This window comes from Runella rosea (assembly GCF_003325355.1).
Lineage (GTDB): Bacteria > Bacteroidota > Bacteroidia > Cytophagales > Spirosomataceae > Runella > Runella rosea.
In genome coordinates this window covers 6,022,359-6,039,649 of sequence record NZ_CP030850.1, presented here as the reverse complement: position 1 = coordinate 6,039,649, position 17,291 = coordinate 6,022,359, and the positions used below count along the sequence as shown (strand labels likewise).

The window sequence follows — 17,291 nt, the reverse complement described above, 5'->3', positions numbered from 1 at the left end:
TCCCTCAACTCATCTAAAACATCTCTTACTATGTGCGGAATTGTAGCGTATGTGGGCCATCGCGAAGCGTGTCCTCTCATCCTGAAGGGTCTCAAACGTCTCGAATACCGAGGCTATGACAGTGCCGGTGTAGCGCTGCTCAACGGAGAAGGCCTAAAAATCTACAAAAAGAAAGGCAAAGTTGTTGACCTTGAAAATGAACTCCAAAACAAAGATTTACACGCTACTGTGGGCATCGGCCACACGCGTTGGGCCACCCACGGAGAGCCCAATGATGTAAATGCTCACCCCCACTATTCGAACCATAAAAAACTGGCCATTATTCACAATGGCATCATCGAAAATTACGACAGTCTAAAGCAAGCATTACTCAAAAAAGGCCACGAATTTCGTTCACAAACGGACTCAGAAGTATTGGTCCATTTCATTGAAGACATTCAACAAGAAACCAATTGTTCGCTAGAGGAGGCCGTGCGGCTCGCCTTGCAGGAGGTGGTGGGGGCATACGCCATCGTTTTAATCTCAGAAGATGACCCCACGCAGCTGATTGCCGCCCGCAAAAGCAGCCCGTTGGTCATTGGCGTGGGCGAAAATGAATTCTTTTTTGCGTCTGATGCTACCCCCATCATTGAATACACCAAAGATGTCATTTACTTAGACGACAACCAAGTGGCCTTGGTACGACAGGGAGAGCTTAAAATCGTTAATCTCGAAAACGAGCGCCAGGCACCTTACATACAAAAGTTAGAGCTGGAATTGGAAGCCATTGAAAAAGGTGGCTATGACCATTTTATGCTGAAAGAAATCTTCGAACAGCCGCGCTCCATTGCCGATAGTATGCGTGGACGGGTCAACCGCGAAGAAGGAACCTTGCAGTTGGGCGGCCTAAGCGACTACATGGACAAACTCGCCGAAGCCAAACGCATCATCATTGTAGGCTGCGGCACGTCGTGGCACGCGGGGCTGGTGGCAGAATACATCTTTGAAGAGCTCGCCCGAATTCCCGTGGAAGTCGAATATGCTTCAGAGTTTCGTTACCGCAACCCTATTATCAACGCTGACGACTTCGTCATTGCCATTTCTCAGTCTGGCGAGACCGCTGATACCCTCGCGGCCATTCAGCTCGCTAAATCAAAAGGAGCCACCATTTTCGGCGTGTGCAACGTGGTCGGGTCATCCATTGCGCGCGAAACCCACGCGGGAGCCTATACCCACGCGGGCCCCGAAATCGGCGTAGCAAGTACGAAAGCCTTTACGGCACAAGTGACGGTTCTGACGCAGATGGCCATTGCCATTGCCCACAAACGGGGTAGCATCACCGAAGAACTCTACCAACAATTGCTCCTCGACCTATCGGCGATTCCACAGAAGGTGGGGCAAGTGCTCAAAGCGGCCGACCGCATCAAAGAAATTGCGTATATTTTCACCTACGCCCGCAATTTCATCTATCTAGGGCGGGGGCTGAACTTCCCCGTTGCGTTGGAAGGGGCTTTGAAGCTGAAAGAAATTTCGTACATCCATGCCGAAGGATACCCCGCCGCCGAAATGAAACACGGCCCGATTGCGTTGATTGATGAAGACATGCCCGTCGTGTTTATTGCCACCAAAGACAGTTCTTACGAAAAAATTGTTTCCAACATTCAGGAAGTAAAAGCCCGTAAAGGCCGCGTGATTGCCATCGTGACCGAAGGCGATGAGCTGATTCCAAACATGGTTGATTTTGTGATTGAAGTACCCGAAACGCACGACATCCTGATTCCGTTGCTTTCATCCATTCCGCTGCAATTACTTTCGTACTATGTCGCCGTGATGCGCGGACGCAATGTGGACCAGCCCCGAAATTTGGCAAAATCTGTCACCGTAGAATAACGGAAGTCATCTCAAACCTGTTTTCGTATTTTTGTCGGGTACTCACCTATTTAATTCTTTTATGAAAAAATCAAATCGTCGTGCATTTTTAACGGCAGCTACCCTAGCTGGCACTGGGGCAGTTGCCAACGTCATCGCGGCCGCGCCCAAAAAGCAATTGGTACACCACGTTTTCTTTTGGCTCAAAAACCCTGGCTCCGTAGCCGACCGTGACAAACTGGTAGAAGGCGTAAAAACCCTCTCAAAAATAGAGACCATCCGTAAACTGCACGTGGGGGTATTGGCAAGCACCGAAAAACGGGACGTTGTAGATACCAGTTGGGATGTATCGGAGTTGATGTTTTTTGACGACACGGCAGGGCAAAAGGTATACCAAGACCATCCGATTCACCAGGAATTTATTAAAAACTACTCCCATTTGTGGAGCAAAGTAGTGGTGTATGATGCGATGGAAGCTTGATAAATGGCGTTTTTCAACGAAGACGTCAGGCAACAATACAAACCGCCTTCAGCCTCGTTGAATAATAAAGTATGTCAGTTCTGAAGGATTAATCGTTAGTAGAGATACTAACGGTTAATCTTGACCATAACAAATTGATATATGTGGATAGAACAAAACAATAAGCTTGTAAAAGAGTACGAATTTGAAGACTTCAAAGAAGCCTTTGCTTTCATGACCAAAGTGGCCGAAGTGGCGGAGCAGATGAACCATCACCCTTGGTGGTCAAACGTTTATAACAAAGTAACGTTTGAACTTTCTACGCACGATGCCGGCGATAAAATCACCGAAAAGGACGAAGCTTTGGCCGATGCTATTGAAGCGATTTTTGAGGCGATGTAGATTCTTTTTAAAGTATTCCAGAACACAAAAAGCGCCCTCATCGCAAAGCAATGAGGGCGCTTTTGTTTTGAGCAGATAAAGTATACCCCATTATTAGAGGTATCAATCAGTTTTTTTAGAAAATTGATACTTATTGAATTTAAAACACATGGGTATGGGGTTTACTGATTTGCTGATGACAGATACCTCTACTGAGGTAGCATAATATTCCAAACAAGTATCTACCTCGGCATTGCCTTTTGCATAACTAAGCGTGTAAAACTTAAAATCGGCCGATGGTCGCAGCATTTCTTTTGGATAATTGAATGATACGCTAAGACCGGAGTCAATAGCTGCATTCATAGAGAATGCAATATTGGATACACCACCCGACCAATTGTTTGATTTTAATGTAAAAGTGGAATCCTTTGTTATATTCATGCAAATGGGCTGATTGGCTTCCTTACGATCACAACCCGTTGCGGTCAAAATACAGCCCATTATAAGGATACCATATTGGGCCTTTCTTAGTGCAACGATAGAATTATTCAATGCCTTCCGAAGCTTCATAGATTTGATAGGTAGAAAACAAAAAACGTTAATCATTTTTTAAACGAAACAAATAACTACTTGCCAAATATTACGCTGAACTCTTTACAACTCCGAAAAATTAAGCAAAGGTTAGTGTCTATTTACTCGGTTTGCAGTTACTCACAATCACTAACGCTGATCTATTTTTAAGCCCTAATTACAAGTTTTTAATTGACCACTATTTGCCAATGACATCAGATAATTGTGCCATTGGGTAGGAGCCATATTTTGTCCCATATTATAGCCTTCCATTGGCTACCGGAGCAGGCAAGTTTGTTGTGTCCTGTACAATACTATGCCATTTGGAAAGGTCAGCAACTAATTTTGTGTCAGTCAGGGGCACTCTTCTTTCAGGTGGCACAGTTGAATCTTCAGACTTTGATAGGGTTTCAACTGTGGATATCATCAATGTCATCGGCTATGGCTGTAATTTGAGCGGGGGTAAGCGAACCTGTTTGAGGTATCAGATCTTCAAATTTTTTGCCAATTTTAGATTTTATTAAAAAACCAACAAAAAAAGCCCTCATCGCAAGGCAATGAGGGCTTCTGTCACTCTAAGCAGATAAAAAATATCTTAGTTGAGCAACTTCAATTTTAAGTCGTTTAAGCGCGTGCGAATAGACGCATCTACTTGCCGGTCTCCAACGCGCAACACGTATCCTCCAATGAGTTTCTCATCTACTTTCTCCTCTAATTCAACTGTTTTGCCAGTAGCTTCGGCTACTATGCTCACAAATTGCGTGCGTAATGGAGCGGTCAATGGCATCGAAGAAGTAATGAGCGCTTTGACAATGCCTTTTTTCTCATCATACAGCTTGATAAACTCTTCCGCGATACTGAACATGATTCCTTCGCGGTTTTTCTTCGTGATGATGGTAAAGATCGTGTAAGAAGTTGGGCTTACTCTGGTCTTAAATACTCCTTCCAGAATCGCCAATTTCTTGTCGTGACGTACCACAGGGCTTTTAAGGGCCAACATCAATCCACGATTTTCTTCTGCTGTCTGCTTGAAGAAAAGCATATCCTGATAAACAGTGTCCACCACGTTTTGTTCTTGTGCCAAGTCGATAAGCGATTTGGCGTATCGTAATGCTACGGTAGATTCAGACATAATTTATTGAACAGTTACCATTGAACATCAACAGTTCAATGTTGAATGATAATTGACTAGTTAAGTCTTGCTTCTTTGGCCAAATCAGCTACCAATTTCTCCTGCGAGGTCTTGTCGCCCAATTCTTTACGCAACACTTTCTCGGCAATATCAAGCGAAATCGTGACGATTTCTTTCTTCATTTGAGCAACAATGGCTACGCGCTCATTGTTGATGGCCTCACGTGCATCTTCAATAATGCGTTTTCCTTCGATACCTGCGCGGTCTTTTGCTTCGGCAATCAGACGGTCGGCAGATTCTTTGGCAGATTTCAAAATGCTGTCGCGCTCGGCACGGGCTTGGGCCAGTAATTTTTCATTGTCTGACTGCAACTTAGCCATGTCGGCACGGGTCTTTTCGGCCAAATCAAGCGCGCTTTGAATCTGATGTTCGCGTTCTTTTAAGCCGTTCATGATGGGTTTCCAAGCGGCTACGCGCAGGATCACCACCAAGATAACAAATACCACCAACATCCAGAAAAGTAAGCCGATTGCGGGGGTTAACAATTCCATTTGAATACAGTTTACAGTTTTGAGATAATAATTTAGAATTCCTCTTGTTTACTACAAAAGAGAGGATTTCGTACCGACGCCTAATGCGCACAGTACGAAATCCCTTTGTTGCAATTAGAGCTTGAAAGAAATCAACAAGCAAATAACGGCAGCGAAAAGAGCTACGGCCTCGATCAAAGCCGCGATAATCAACATCGCAGTTTGGATACGACCAGCAGCCTCAGGCTGACGAGCAATACCTTCCATTGCGCTACCACCGATACGGCCGATACCTAGACCTGCACCGATTGCAGCTAAACCTGCACCGATACCGGCACCTAATACCGCTAGACCTGCACCGCTTTCAGCAGCAGCTTGGAGTAAGATTTGAAGCAACATGATTGTAATTTATTATATAGTGAAACAAAAGAATTCAATTGAAAATGGTACGCGTAAATTAGTGTCCGTGGTCTGCTTCGTGGCTTTCTTCGATAGAGCTTCCGATGTACATAGACGTCAGGAGCGTAAAGATAAAGGCCTGCAAAAACGCCACCAATAACTCAATAACGTTCATAAACAACGTAAAGATGAGCACCAACGGGCTCACCGCCCAACCAGTACCGCCACCACCTAAGTTGTTGGCAATAAATATCAAACCTAAAAGGCTCAAGATAATGATGTGACCCGCCGTGATGTTGGCAAAAAGTCGAACCATCAATGAGAAAGGCTTCATGAATACGCCCACAATTTCTACGGGAATCATAATTGGCAACAGGGCAACTGGTACACCTGTTGGCTTGATCAAGTGAGCGAAATAGTGCTTATTGGCGCTGAAGTGAACAATGATAAAGGTAATAACCGCCAGAATCAACGTTACGGCAATGTTGCCCGTTAAGTTTGCGCCACCAGGAACCAACCCAAGGAGGTTGTTTACCCAAATGAAGAAAAATAAGGTCAATAAATAAGGAAGGTATCTTTCGTATTTAGGTCCGATGGCTGGCTTGACCACTTCATCCCGAATAAACAGAATGATAGGCTCCAAAAACGATTGGATGCCCGAAGGAGCTTTCCCTTTATTTTTGGAATAACCTTTGGCAACCGAAGTAAAGATAAGCAAAAGAATAACGGCACTTAAAAGCAGAGAAGCTACATTCTTAGTAATGGAAAAATCCAATACGTGTGCTTCTTTGTTGGCTTTGCCATCTGCCCCGATTGGGTAAATGTGCTCATGCTCCAATACGTAGCCTAAGGCTTTGTTGGGATACACGTGGTTTTCGTGATCTTCGTGGGTAGCATCGGGCGAGTGGTAGAAGTTGCTCGATGAAAATACCTTCACCCCATTGTCATAAATAATGACAGGAAGCGGTATTGACAAACCATGCGCAAATTCCCATTCGTGGGCATCTGCGATGTGGTGCATGATCATCTCACCAATGTTGAATTTGCTTTCTTTGGCTTCATGGTCATGAGCCGGTTCTTCGGCGAAAGCAACGGAAAAAGTAACAAAAAGTAGCGCGAATGTCGCGAAAAATGTATGACGTAAGGTCTGAAACATAACTAACGATTAACGAATTACAAATTAAGAATACGCTCCTATTCCAAATCGCGGCGCAAGTTACGATACAATCCGTATATTTCAAAACAAGTATAAAATAAATAAAATGCAAAAAAGGTAACGACGAAGCTATTGGGAGCGGTCACCTTGAAATACAAAAATACCCCTACAAATACCAGACACATTAAGAGGCGAACGACGACCGTGGTCAGGTAAAATTGAACAAATCTTTCTCTATTCTCCTTAAAACCCTGCTCCATCAAACGATGTTGAAGCAACGAAACCACAAAGAAGAAGGCCAGAATAGTCCATTTTTCAGGATGGATATATGTCCCGGCTGAAAAGTAATCGGCTGTAAAAAGTACAATTCCCAAAAAGAACGTAAAAAGGATAGTTCGAAACATTTTATAAAAGTTAATCAACGAAATAGGTAACAAACAGCAGGTAAGTGCAGAGTATTACAAAAAAATATTGGGTCACTTCTCCCTTAGAAATTAGGATTTGACCTGCCGGATGAAATTATACAAGGCCGCAGCGATAGAAAGTAATGACAATGCCAATGTCCAACCAGGAATTTTATTTCCTTGCCATTCGTCCAGCTTTACTCCCGCGTAGGTTCCCAGCCCGATGATTCCGAGCATTTGCATGCCAATGCTCGAATATTTGGCGTAATTGGTTGTCTTTTTACGCATTGAGTCGCCATTTTCAGTCATTTTACAACAGAAGATTTGAACTTAATTCAACTCTTTGGGCTCATAATCGTGTATTTTTTGGACATCTACGCTCACAATATCGTCCCGCTTACCGCTATCAAACATGGGAACAAACTTTGCGCCCCACACCACTTCTTCGTACCGAAACGAATACCGGGCATGTACCGATTGCAAAAAAGTTTCTTCGGTGGCCCTAACATACACCAGAAACTCCGTATCCGACTCCGCCAAGCTGTCCTCCGTGGCACCGTATAAAGGACTCGCTTCAGTGATAGGATGTACAATCGTCCAACTTAATGGAAAAAAATTTACCTGACTACGCTCCAGTTTTAATTGATAATAACGCCGCGAGCGCTGTCCGTTGGGGAGGGTTTCCAATCGTGAAAGTGAAATCTCAACCCGCACATCCACCAACTCCGTCGGACTCTCGTTAATCATCCGAAACATCCAACCGTTGATATCCAGATAAGGCGCAAAGATAGCATTTCGGCTAAAAAGAATTTTGGGTATCGGACGGGAAAACCGTCCATAGACCAAACCTGACGCAATCGCAAAGCCTAACACTCCCACGAGCGACTCAATAGATGACAGTCCGCTCGCCACCAGCCCCACGGGTGCAACGTGGCCATAGCCCACGGTGGTTAATGTTTGGGCGCTAAAGAAGAATGCCCCCCAAAACTGCTCCATCGTACTAACGGCCTTAATTCCTTGAAGGTGCTCAACACCTATCATCATATAAAGCACTGAAAAAAAACAGTTTACCACAAAATATACCATGAATACCACCAGAAAAAACATCGGCCAAGAAAGTCCCGTCAGGCGATGGAAAATATCAAGTCGCGCCCAAAATGAGCCATTGACTCGGCGCGCATTAAAAGACCCGTCGGATTTCATCAATCGCCCACGGTCATTGGTAATGCGGGTTCCGAATCCTACATCACGGCGTTCTTCCTCTTTTTCGAGAAGTTTACTGTTTTTAACTTTAGTGATCAGTCGATGTGTAGCCATACGATAATGAGCAATCAATGAAGGGGTAAATAGTCTATTTTCTCCTAACAATTTCCCCTTCGTTTCGCGTTCAACACATAACTAAAATTAATGATAAAAGCCTCATTTTAAAGCAACAAGACAACTCAATTGTCATTTATACCGACGAATACCAAGTTTTGAAACTCAAAATACAACCCAAGAACACTTACCTTTGCAAAAAAGTAGGGTGTGAAAAAAGTATCAGTTCTTATCGCCGCTCGCAACGAAGCGGACAATATCGTCGCCTGTTTGCAGTCTGTGGCAGCGTTGAGTTATCCACCAGAACACCTGCAAATCCTCATCGGCAATGATGCTTCGGAAGACGAGACGGGGGCGTTGGTGCAGGAGTTTATTCGGGACAAACCTCATTTTGAACTTGTTAACATTACCCCCGCTCCTGATTCAGGCGGTGCATCGACCCTGAAAGGAAAAACCAATGCGTTGGCTCAACTGACGCAACGGGCGCAGGGAGAATTTCTGTTTTTTACGGATGCCGATATTGAAGTACCAGAGAAGTGGATTGAAAACATGCTTTCGCACTTCAAACCCGACGTGGGCATCGTAACGGGTATCACAGCCATAAAAGGCGGAGGCTTTTTGGGGCTGATGCAAGCCATTGAATGGTTGTATTATCTTGCATTGATGCGTTTATTTTCCCTTTTTGGGGTCCCCATTACGGCAATGGGCAACAACATGGCCGTAAGTCGTAAAGCTTTTCAGGCCGTGGGAGGGTACGAAAAAGTAGGTTTTTCAATCACCGAAGACTACGCTCTTTTTCACGCTATCGTGATTAAAGGTTTTAAATTTGTCCAACTATTTGACCGCCGCGTCCTGACCCTTTCCCAACCGATTCCGACCTTTTCTCAACTATTGATTCAACGAAAACGCTGGATGTACGGCGCCATGACCCTGCCTTGGGGGCAACGTATCGGGGTGTATGTCAATGCATTATTCCTTCCTTTTATAGTGCTTTTAGGCATTTTTGTACCCAAAGCCGCCCTTGTTATTTTATTCTTATACGTTCTGTGGGTCTGTACTTGGCTGGTCAGTATCTTAAATTGGCTACAACAACCACACTTTTTTATCGGCGTCCCTTTTTTCTGGTTTTACCACCTCTTGATGAACTTTGTGATGCTGATTAATTTTTATCTACGAAAAAACACCGTCTGGAAAGGACGACAATATTAAGAAACAGAAAAACCGAAAAGTGTTTGTTTTCAAAGCACTTCATCTTTCTCAATTCACGACTCATGATAGAAACCCACGCTCATATTTACGACGAAGTTTTTAATGAAGACCGCACCCAAATGCTTGACCGTGCTTTTGCGGCGGGAATTACCCAAATCTGGATGCCCAATTGTGACCACACGACCATCGACGGCATGATGGCATTGGCAGAGCAGTACCCAAATGTATGTTTGCCCATGATGGGGCTGCATCCTACGTATGTCAAAGACGATTTTCAAAAAGAACTATACATCGTAGAAGATTGGCTCAATAAAGCAGCCCAGCAACAACTCCTTCCCCAAACAGAAGCAGGGTTGGGAAGGGGGTTTGTAGCCATTGGCGAGATTGGTATGGACTTGTACTGGGATAAAACCTTTGTCGAGCAGCAAAAAGAAGCGTTTTTGGTTCAATGCCATCTGGCCCTCAAACACAATCTTTGGATTGACATTCACAGTCGCAGTGCTTTTTGGGAAGTCGTTGAGTTGATTGAGCAAGTGGGAAATCCACTGCTGAAAGGAATTTTCCACTGTTTTACAGGAACCCTTGAAGAGGCACAAAAAGCGATTGAATTGGGCTTCAAACTAGGAATTGGGGGCGTGGCTACCTTCAAAAACGGTGGCCTAGACAAGGTTTTGCCTTACATAGACGTAGAACATATTGTGCTCGAAACTGATTGCCCTTATTTAGCGCCCGTACCGTACCGTGGCAAGCGCAACGAAGTTGCGTACATTCCGATTATTGCGCAGAAAGTCGCTGACTTAATGCAAATTACGGTCGAAGAACTTGCCCGCATCACAACGCAAAACGCGGCCCAACTGTCATATTAAACATCACATCGTTCAAAACGATTTCTTTATCATCAACACTTCTCAACCATGCCAGCATATAAATCAGTCACCATCAATCCCGTTTTACCCAACCGTCCGCGCGCTTCCGTATTGGTGATATACACGGGTGGAACACTCGGAATGGTCTTTGAAAAAGGCCAACTCGTCCCCTTTGATTTTGAACAAATTCTAGACAAGCTCCCCGAAATCAAGCGGTTAGACTTCGAGATTACGTTCACGAGTTTGGAAGAAATCATGGATTCATCTAATATGCGCCCCGATGTGTGGATGGACTTGGCGCGGTTGATTCAGCGTCATTATGATTCTTACGACAGTTTTGTGATTCTACACGGCACCGATACGATGGCTTATACCGCTTCGGCGTTGAGTTTTATGCTCCAAAACCTCAGCAAGCCAGTTATCCTGACAGGCGCACAATTGCCCATCGGAATTGCCCGGACCGACGCCCGCGAAAACATCATTACAGCCTTGGAAATCGCGGCAGCACAGTGGGAAGGTCGCCCGTTGGTGCCCGAAGTATGCATTTATTTTCAAAATTATCTGCTGCGTGGCAACCGCGCCAAGAAAAAAGAGACTTCCCAATTTAATGCTTTTCGCTCCGAAAATTACCCCGCCTTGGCCGAAGTCGGCGTGACGATTGAGTACAATTACCCTTACATCGCACCGTATCGTCCAGAACTGCCTTTTCGGGTCCAGCTGCCTTTGGATGAAAATGTGACTATTCTAAAGTTATTTCCAGGTATCACCCAAAATGTACTTCGTTCTATACTGAATATCAACGGATTGCGCGGAGTGGTACTGGAGACTTTCGGTGCTGGCAATGCCCCCACCCTCCCCTGGTTTTTGTACGAACTAAAAGAAGCCACAGAGCGCGGCGTGGTCATTATGAATGTGTCGCAGTGCGACGGCGGACGCGTGATGCAGGGACGCTACCAAACCAGTACGTGGTTTCAGAAAATCGGCGTTGTAGGCGGTGGTGATATCACCACCGAAGCTGCCATCACCAAAATGATGAGCATTTTGGCGCGGGAAAGCGATGTGGCGCGCATCCGCGAAGAGTTGGCAAAGCCTTTGGCGGGCGAAATGAGCTTGTTGTGATTTAGTATCGTGGCGGTGTAAAACCTTCTTTCCAAAACTAAATGATAAATTTTTAGTTATGTAAAGTTGAATCAGCCATTCACAGCAAGACTATGAAAACAATACTTTTTGCCGCTCTATTCCTATTTTTAATCAGCAACATTACTTTTTCTCAAAATGTCGATGCGATTTTGGGCGATTGGTTTAACGCCGAAAAAGACGGTAAAATCCGAATTTACAAATCAGGGAATCTTTATTTCGGAAAACTGATTTGGGGAAAAGAACTCTACGAAGCCGACGGCAAAACATCCCGAAAAGATGCCAACAACACCAACGCTTTATTGAAGGGACGACCATTATTAAACCTGCCCATTCTGGAACAATTTGAATTCTACCAAAATGAATGGCGAAATGGAAAAGTGTACGACCCCAAAAGCGGCAAAACCTACGACGGTTTTCTGAAACTAAAAGACGGAAAGTTAGAAATCAGGGGATACGTAGGCATTGCGGCATTTGGCAAAACTACGGTTTGGACCAAAGCCCAATAATGCTGCCCTCCGTTTTTATTTACCCATCCAGCGCTTAAAATCCGTGGCCCGCTCTCTGCTTACCAGCACTTCATCGTCGGTGTTTGGCTTGAGAATTAGCTTCAGTTTATTGTTAAAATAAGGATGAACCTGCTGCACCGTGTTGATGTGAACGATGTATTGACGATTGGCCCGAAAAAAGTGGGCGGGGTCAAGCATCGCCTCTAGTTCATCTAACGGGTAATCTAGCGAAAACTTTTGATTGTGAACGGTTTTAAACAAACTGACGCCTTCTTCGGAATAAAAATAGGCAATATCGCTCACCTCAACAGGCACCCATTGTTGCAGGTGTTTCACCAAAAAACGCCGCCGATAATCCGCTGGCTGAATGTGTTGACGGAGTTGCTGCACCAACGCATCAATGTCTACCCCACTGCTGGTTTCATTTTTTCCAGCCAATGCTCCGTTTTGATTATGATGCGTTCGTTTGTACTTCTCCAAACTCGCTTCTAGCTCATGCCGCTTGATGGGTTTGAGCAAATAATCAATACTGTTGACTTTAAAAGCGCGCAAAGCGTATTCATCGTACGAAGTCGTAAAAATGACGGGAGCACTCACGCTGGTTTGTTCAAATATCTCAAAACTCTGCCCGTCGGCCAGCTCTATATCCATTAAAATCAAATCAGGCCGCGCCGCTGACTCGTTCGAGTGAGCATTCAACCAAGCCACTGACGCCCTTACACTGGCGCAGGTTCCTACGATTTGGATACTTTCATCCAAATCCAACAACAATTTTGACAATTTTCGAACGGCCAGTTCCTCGTCTTCGATAATTAAAATTTTCATAGTGAGCAAAGATTAATGGGTTAAAAATCGACCATAATCGTCTATTTTTCAAGAATTGAGTTTTTAAAACGGTACAAAAGGGCTTTGAGTCGTCAATTATATCTTATCAAAGGCAACCTAACCGAGAACTGACTTTCATTTTCAAGAATGGTCGGAACAGTCTGCCCCAACATTTTATATTTGGTCAGGATATTATTGAGCCCCAGGCCATTTGAGTGTATTTTGGTATTTTTTCGCTGTAAGTTGTTGGTAATCACCAATTGATTGTCGGAGTTCGTAAAAATCGAAATAGAAAGCGGCTGTTCGGGCAAAATAATGTTGTGCTTAACGGCATTTTCTACCAACAATTGCAACGTCAGAGGAGGTAGCAAAAATGCTTCGTGAACAGAATCGACATGAATAGTAATCTTTAACCCTGCTCCGTAGCGCGTTTTGAGCAAATGTGTATACGAATGAATAAAATCCAGTTCAGCCCCCAAAGTGGTGAGATTCTGCTCATTGCTCCGCAATAAATAACGATACACCGTGCTCAATTCTTCCAGAAAAAGGGAGGCTTGCGGTGGGTCTTCCTCAATGAGGGTTCCGAGAGCGTTCAGGCTATTGAACAAAAAATGCGGGTTTACTTGCTGCTTTAACGCTTCCAATTGGCTTTGAAGATTGGTTTTCTCCAGTGCTTCTTTTTCACGCTCTGATTGCTGAAGTCGGTTTTTTATTTCTCGGGATTCGACAGCAAAGAAAAGCGCCTCATACACCGGCAAAAAAAGTAGAAACATAATGGCTGCCTTTACAAAATCGACTCCATAAAACCACAGTGAAAGACGATGATTGTTGATTGTAAATGTGACATAGTGTTGGATCATAGAATCATCCAGCGTTTGATAAATAAGCCAGTGCCTTGCAATACCCGTCAGCCAAAGCACCAGCGTAGTCCCGAGCATCCCCGTCAAAAACGTTAAAACAAGCCGTTTTATAATCTGGCTACCCAGAGGATACTGTTCTCTAAACTTAAAAATAACAAAACGATTGAGGTGCCAAGTAGCCACAATAGAAGTCATTGTAAGCATCAACCGCCCGGCAACCGTCCAACTGAATGGCATTTGGAGGTAATTATTGACAGATACGCTCATCAGCATCAACAATGTGATGCCAATGATACGTAGCCATCTGTCATTCAATCGGGTCAATCTTGTAGTTGTTTTGATTGAAAATACCTTCTTTTTGCCTTTCCTGCCAGCGGCAAACGACTCCAAATTTTCAGATTTCGAGGAGCTCGTTTATAGCGCTTTCCAAGTCATGATGGCTTTAATCACAAAACCATCTTCTTCAACTTCTACCTGCGCTTTCAGGGTTTTAGAGGAAGCCTCGATGACTTTCAACTCCGAAATATCGGTATTGTCGACGCCATCCACAATACGCAACATTTTAGTCTGTTCATCATACGTCCAGCTACCTGTGTTTCCCTGCCCAGGGCTGTCATCATCGCAACGCTTGGCGCCGTTATCGCCCGACAATCTGCCACCCTTTTCAAAAATCATGACGTTGTCTTTTTCGCAGTCTGGCAAAAAAACCATCAAATCAGGATCCACTTTTCCATCCCCGTCAAAGTCGACCGCGGGATCCATGATAAAGGAGGAAAGTACCATTCGTTTACCCACAAAAGGGAGGCCATCTGCGGGCTCGCTTTCGATTTCATTTTTTTTGCACCCTGCAAGGGTCATCAACAGAATGGCCATTGTGGCCGCAATAAAAGAGTTAATTCGTTTCATGGCTTACTTTTTTGTTTTTTTAAAGTGGTTGTATGAATGTGCCGTGAGAGAAATAACTTAATGCGATAAACGACGCAAAAAAATACTGCCCTTCGACAACGCAAAGATGGCGCTTGTCGAAGGGCAGTAGCAACTGGCAGCTCGCTGAAGTGTAATTTCCTGCCTATGAATCGGAATAAAGCAGGCTTAGAAAGTGGCGTTTATTTTAGATTAACGGTCTCAACTTGTAGTCCTTGTTCCAGTAAATACGCTTCCCATTCATCAATGAGGTTCTTTTTCAGAACACGTGGAAACTTATTTTGTCCGCCCATTTTACCCCTTTTGGCCATCCAACCCAAAAAAGTAGCCGAAGGCAAAACCGTCACAAAGACATCTTTTAAGGCATGCCGCCGCTCCACAATGTAATCATCATTGAGCACTTTGAGGTGGCCATCAATCTTATCGCGCAGGGCATCGGCGTCAACTTCGTCGTCGGTGCCGATATACCATTGGTGCGCAAAAAGCGAATCGTGGCGAATGCCCGCTACCGTAAATTCTTTCACGGTGATTCCCAACTCTTCGGCGCTCAGCTCCACTGCCTTGTTCATGTTTTCGACGGAAAGGTGCTCTCCGCAAAGGCTCAAATAATGCTTTGTACGCCCCGTAATGGTAATTTCAGCGCGTTGTTTGTTGGCAAACTTAATCGTGTCGCCAATCAGGTAGCGCCACGCTCCTGAGCAGGTGGAAATCAGCAGGGCGTAGTCTACGCCTTCTTCCACTTCATCAATCATCAGGGTTTGCGGATTGGGGACAAGTTCTCCGTCTTCGGTAAAATTTTTCTCGTTGAAAGGTACAAATTCGTAGAAAATGCCATTGTCGAGTACCAAACGCATCCCATCAGCATGCGGACGATTTTGGAAAGCAATGAAACCTTCTGATGCCAGATACGTATCAATGTAGATAAGCGGTCGGCCGAGGAGTTTTTCAAAACCAGCGCGATAAGGTTCAAAAGAAACCCCACCGTGGCCAAAAACGCTGAGGTTTGGCCAGATTTCGTGGATATTTTTAAGCTTGTAGCGTTCAATGATTTTCTCCATGATAATTTGGAGCCAAGCCGGAACACCCGCCATAAAACCAATGTCCCAGTTGGGGGCTTCTTCCACGATTTTTTCCAGCTTCCGGCTCCAGTCACGCTCGCGGGCAATCTCAGGCCCAGGTTTATAATATCGCTCAAACCAAAAAGGAATATTGGCCGCATTGATGCCACTCACATCTCCCTGAAAACGCCCTTCGTCAATAGAGCTCAGGTCGGTGCTGCCGCCAATCATCAAGAAGCCTTTTTCGTAAAGGTCACTCGGCAATTCTTCGTACCGCCCCAATGATAGGATTTGACGAATACTCGTGCGCTGAAACGATTTGGTCATGGCTTTGGTAACGGGGATGAACTTCGACGCCGCCTCCGACGTACCCGAGCTCAACGCAAAGTATTTGACCCGCCCGGGCCAGCATACATTTTTTTCTCCTTCATGTGCCTTATGCCACCATTCACGGAAAATTTTTTCGTAATTATGAACGGGAACGAACTGTTTGTATTTTTCGTAAAACGTATTGCCTTCGTCAAAAACGGCGGTATTAAGTATTTCTTCAAAATTATACTTTTCACCGAACTGCGTATAACGCGCCTTTGCAAGAAGCTTGCTCAACGTTTTTCGCTGCACTTTTGCGTGATTGTTTTTCTCACGCTGAATGCTTACGGTCAGCTTTAGTCCTCCTTTTAACAAGTTTCCTAAAAGTGCCATGCTAGCAGGTTTTTTTAAATGATTGTTGATTTTTCATAAGCTGAAAGGTCTATTTTCGAGAGAGTTTTTAAGATGATGCGGCAAAGATTCAATTACCTTTCTGCCTCTAACTTTCTATTTCTTCCAACTGCCACTGTTTCATTAACTCAACCGTTTGATAGGCAGTCATATCATACTGACAAGGCACTACTGCGGCGTAGTTATTGGCCAGTGCCCACTCGTCGGTATCCTCCATACCTTCATCATAATTGACAAATTTTCCCGCCATCCAAAAATAACTACGCCCGTGCGGGTCTTTTCTTTTCTCAAACTCTTCCTCCCATTTTCCGTTGGTTTGGCGGCAAATGCGCGTTCCTTTCAGTGGCTCATCAGATTTTTTTGGAAAATTCACATTAAGGGCCACCCCTTTGGGTAATCCATTCTCCAAAACGGCCTTTGCAATCTGCAAAATGTAGGGTTTAGCGTGCGAAAAATCAGCATTCGGAGCAAAATCGCATAGCGAAAATCCGATAGCTGGAATCCCTTCAATAGCCGCTTCGATGGCCGCTGACATCGTACCAGAATACAAGATACTAATAGAGCTGTTGGACCCGTGGTTGATACCACTCACTACCAGGTCGGGAGTACGGTCTTTTAACACATAATGCTTGCCCAATTTTACACAATCGGCTGGCGTACCGCTGCATTCGTAGGCCCTTACATCTTTAAAAATCTCCGTTGCATGAAGCCGCAATGGCTCCCCAATCGTAATCGCATGCCCCATCCCCGATTGGGGGCTGTCGGGGGCCACCACGACGACGTCGCCCAACTCTTGCATTAACTCTACTAACGTCCTGATTCCTAACGATGTAATGCCATCGTCATTACTAACTAATATTAGCGGTTTTGGAGGATACATAATGGGTTATTTCTCATTTTAGGCGGGCAAAGTTACAGACAAATCGCCAGATTTTCACTTTTGATTTTCACCATCGCATTACCACAGTCATTCTATCGAGAAAGCA

The 17,291-nt window shown here is 44.6% G+C and carries 20 protein-coding genes; 7 read left to right on the top strand and 13 right to left on the bottom strand.

What is annotated here, in order from left to right:
- Positions 1–30 precede the first annotated feature (30 nt).
- From glmS to DR864_RS24795, 3 genes are all read left to right on the top strand, one after another.
- On the top strand, positions 31–1,869 hold the full coding sequence (gene glmS / locus DR864_RS24805; protein ID WP_114069486.1) for a glutamine--fructose-6-phosphate transaminase (isomerizing): 1,839 nt from the start codon (positions 31–33) through the stop codon (positions 1,867–1,869).
- A gap of 61 nt (positions 1,870–1,930) precedes the next feature.
- A complete protein-coding gene (locus DR864_RS24800) occupies positions 1,931–2,329 on the top strand; it encodes a Dabb family protein (RefSeq protein ID WP_114069485.1) in 399 nt (132 codons plus the stop codon).
- A 141-nt stretch (positions 2,330–2,470) separates the two neighbouring features.
- On the top strand, positions 2,471–2,710 hold the full coding sequence (locus tag DR864_RS24795; RefSeq protein WP_114069484.1) for a 4a-hydroxytetrahydrobiopterin dehydratase: 240 nt from the start codon (positions 2,471–2,473) through the stop codon (positions 2,708–2,710).
- 102 nt (positions 2,711–2,812) lie between these two features.
- Here the strand turns inward: DR864_RS24795 and DR864_RS24790 are convergent, their stop codons facing one another.
- The 8 genes from DR864_RS24790 to DR864_RS24755 all read right to left on the bottom strand — a co-directional run bounded on the left by DR864_RS24790 (position 2,813) and on the right by DR864_RS24755 (position 8,197).
- Positions 2,813–3,259, bottom strand: coding sequence for a hypothetical protein (locus tag DR864_RS24790; protein ID WP_114069483.1), 447 nt, complete (start codon positions 3,257–3,259; stop codon positions 2,813–2,815).
- Between the two features lie 595 nt (positions 3,260–3,854).
- Positions 3,855–4,391, bottom strand: coding sequence for an ATP synthase F1 subunit delta (atpH, locus tag DR864_RS24785; protein WP_114069482.1), 537 nt, complete (start codon positions 4,389–4,391; stop codon positions 3,855–3,857).
- A 56-nt stretch (positions 4,392–4,447) separates the two neighbouring features.
- Complete coding sequence (atpF, locus tag DR864_RS24780; RefSeq protein ID WP_114069481.1) at positions 4,448–4,942, bottom strand: F0F1 ATP synthase subunit B; 495 nt, start codon at positions 4,940–4,942, stop codon at positions 4,448–4,450.
- Positions 4,943–5,056: 114 nt separating this feature from the next.
- Positions 5,057–5,320: an ATP synthase F0 subunit C gene (atpE, locus tag DR864_RS24775; RefSeq protein ID WP_114069480.1), complete on the bottom strand. Its 264-nt coding sequence runs from the start codon at positions 5,318–5,320 to the stop codon at positions 5,057–5,059.
- 58 nt (positions 5,321–5,378) lie between these two features.
- Entirely contained in the window at positions 5,379–6,476 is a 1,098-nt protein-coding gene (atpB, locus tag DR864_RS24770) for a F0F1 ATP synthase subunit A (protein WP_114069479.1), read from the bottom strand.
- Positions 6,477–6,514: 38 nt separating this feature from the next.
- The gene (locus DR864_RS24765; RefSeq protein ID WP_114070468.1) at positions 6,515–6,880 is read right to left on the bottom strand and encodes a hypothetical protein; all 366 of its coding nucleotides are present in this window, start codon (positions 6,878–6,880) and stop codon (positions 6,515–6,517) included.
- Between the two features lie 90 nt (positions 6,881–6,970).
- Positions 6,971–7,168 carry an AtpZ/AtpI family protein gene (locus DR864_RS24760; RefSeq protein WP_229599467.1) on the bottom strand — a complete coding sequence of 66 codons (198 nt, stop codon included), beginning with the start codon at positions 7,166–7,168 and terminating at the stop codon, positions 6,971–6,973.
- Positions 7,169–7,210: 42 nt separating this feature from the next.
- On the bottom strand, positions 7,211–8,197 hold the full coding sequence (locus DR864_RS24755) for an ion channel (RefSeq protein ID WP_114069477.1): 987 nt from the start codon (positions 8,195–8,197) through the stop codon (positions 7,211–7,213).
- A gap of 210 nt (positions 8,198–8,407) precedes the next feature.
- Here DR864_RS24755 and DR864_RS24750 point away from each other — a divergent pair, with 210 nt between their 5' ends.
- The 4 genes from DR864_RS24750 (at position 8,408) to DR864_RS24735 (ending at position 11,918) form a co-directional block, all read left to right on the top strand.
- Positions 8,408–9,406 carry a glycosyltransferase gene (locus tag DR864_RS24750; RefSeq protein ID WP_114069476.1) on the top strand — a complete coding sequence of 333 codons (999 nt, stop codon included), beginning with the start codon at positions 8,408–8,410 and terminating at the stop codon, positions 9,404–9,406.
- A 62-nt stretch (positions 9,407–9,468) separates the two neighbouring features.
- Positions 9,469–10,272: a TatD family hydrolase gene (locus DR864_RS24745; RefSeq protein WP_114069475.1), complete on the top strand. Its 804-nt coding sequence runs from the start codon at positions 9,469–9,471 to the stop codon at positions 10,270–10,272.
- Between the two features lie 48 nt (positions 10,273–10,320).
- Entirely contained in the window at positions 10,321–11,391 is a 1,071-nt protein-coding gene (locus DR864_RS24740; RefSeq protein WP_114069474.1) for an asparaginase, read from the top strand.
- Positions 11,392–11,483: 92 nt separating this feature from the next.
- Positions 11,484–11,918 carry a DUF2147 domain-containing protein gene (locus DR864_RS24735; protein WP_114069473.1) on the top strand — a complete coding sequence of 145 codons (435 nt, stop codon included), beginning with the start codon at positions 11,484–11,486 and terminating at the stop codon, positions 11,916–11,918.
- Between the two features lie 15 nt (positions 11,919–11,933).
- Here DR864_RS24735 and DR864_RS24730 read toward each other — a convergent pair whose 3' ends face one another.
- The 5 genes from DR864_RS24730 to surE all read right to left on the bottom strand — a co-directional run bounded on the left by DR864_RS24730 (position 11,934) and on the right by surE (position 17,185).
- On the bottom strand, positions 11,934–12,743 hold the full coding sequence (locus tag DR864_RS24730) for a LytR/AlgR family response regulator transcription factor (RefSeq protein WP_114069472.1): 810 nt from the start codon (positions 12,741–12,743) through the stop codon (positions 11,934–11,936).
- A 92-nt stretch (positions 12,744–12,835) separates the two neighbouring features.
- Positions 12,836–13,927 (bottom strand): sensor histidine kinase, encoded by a 1,092-nt coding sequence (locus tag DR864_RS24725; RefSeq protein WP_229599466.1) that lies wholly within the window; start codon positions 13,925–13,927, stop codon positions 12,836–12,838.
- A 90-nt stretch (positions 13,928–14,017) separates the two neighbouring features.
- On the bottom strand, positions 14,018–14,509 hold the full coding sequence (locus tag DR864_RS24720) for a hypothetical protein (protein WP_114069471.1): 492 nt from the start codon (positions 14,507–14,509) through the stop codon (positions 14,018–14,020).
- A gap of 200 nt (positions 14,510–14,709) precedes the next feature.
- Complete coding sequence (locus DR864_RS24715) at positions 14,710–16,287, bottom strand: GH3 family acyl-acid amido synthetase (RefSeq protein ID WP_114069470.1); 1,578 nt, start codon at positions 16,285–16,287, stop codon at positions 14,710–14,712.
- Between the two features lie 106 nt (positions 16,288–16,393).
- A complete protein-coding gene (gene surE, locus DR864_RS24710; protein ID WP_114069469.1) occupies positions 16,394–17,185 on the bottom strand; it encodes a 5'/3'-nucleotidase SurE in 792 nt (263 codons plus the stop codon).
- Between the last annotated feature and the right edge of the window lie 106 nt (positions 17,186–17,291).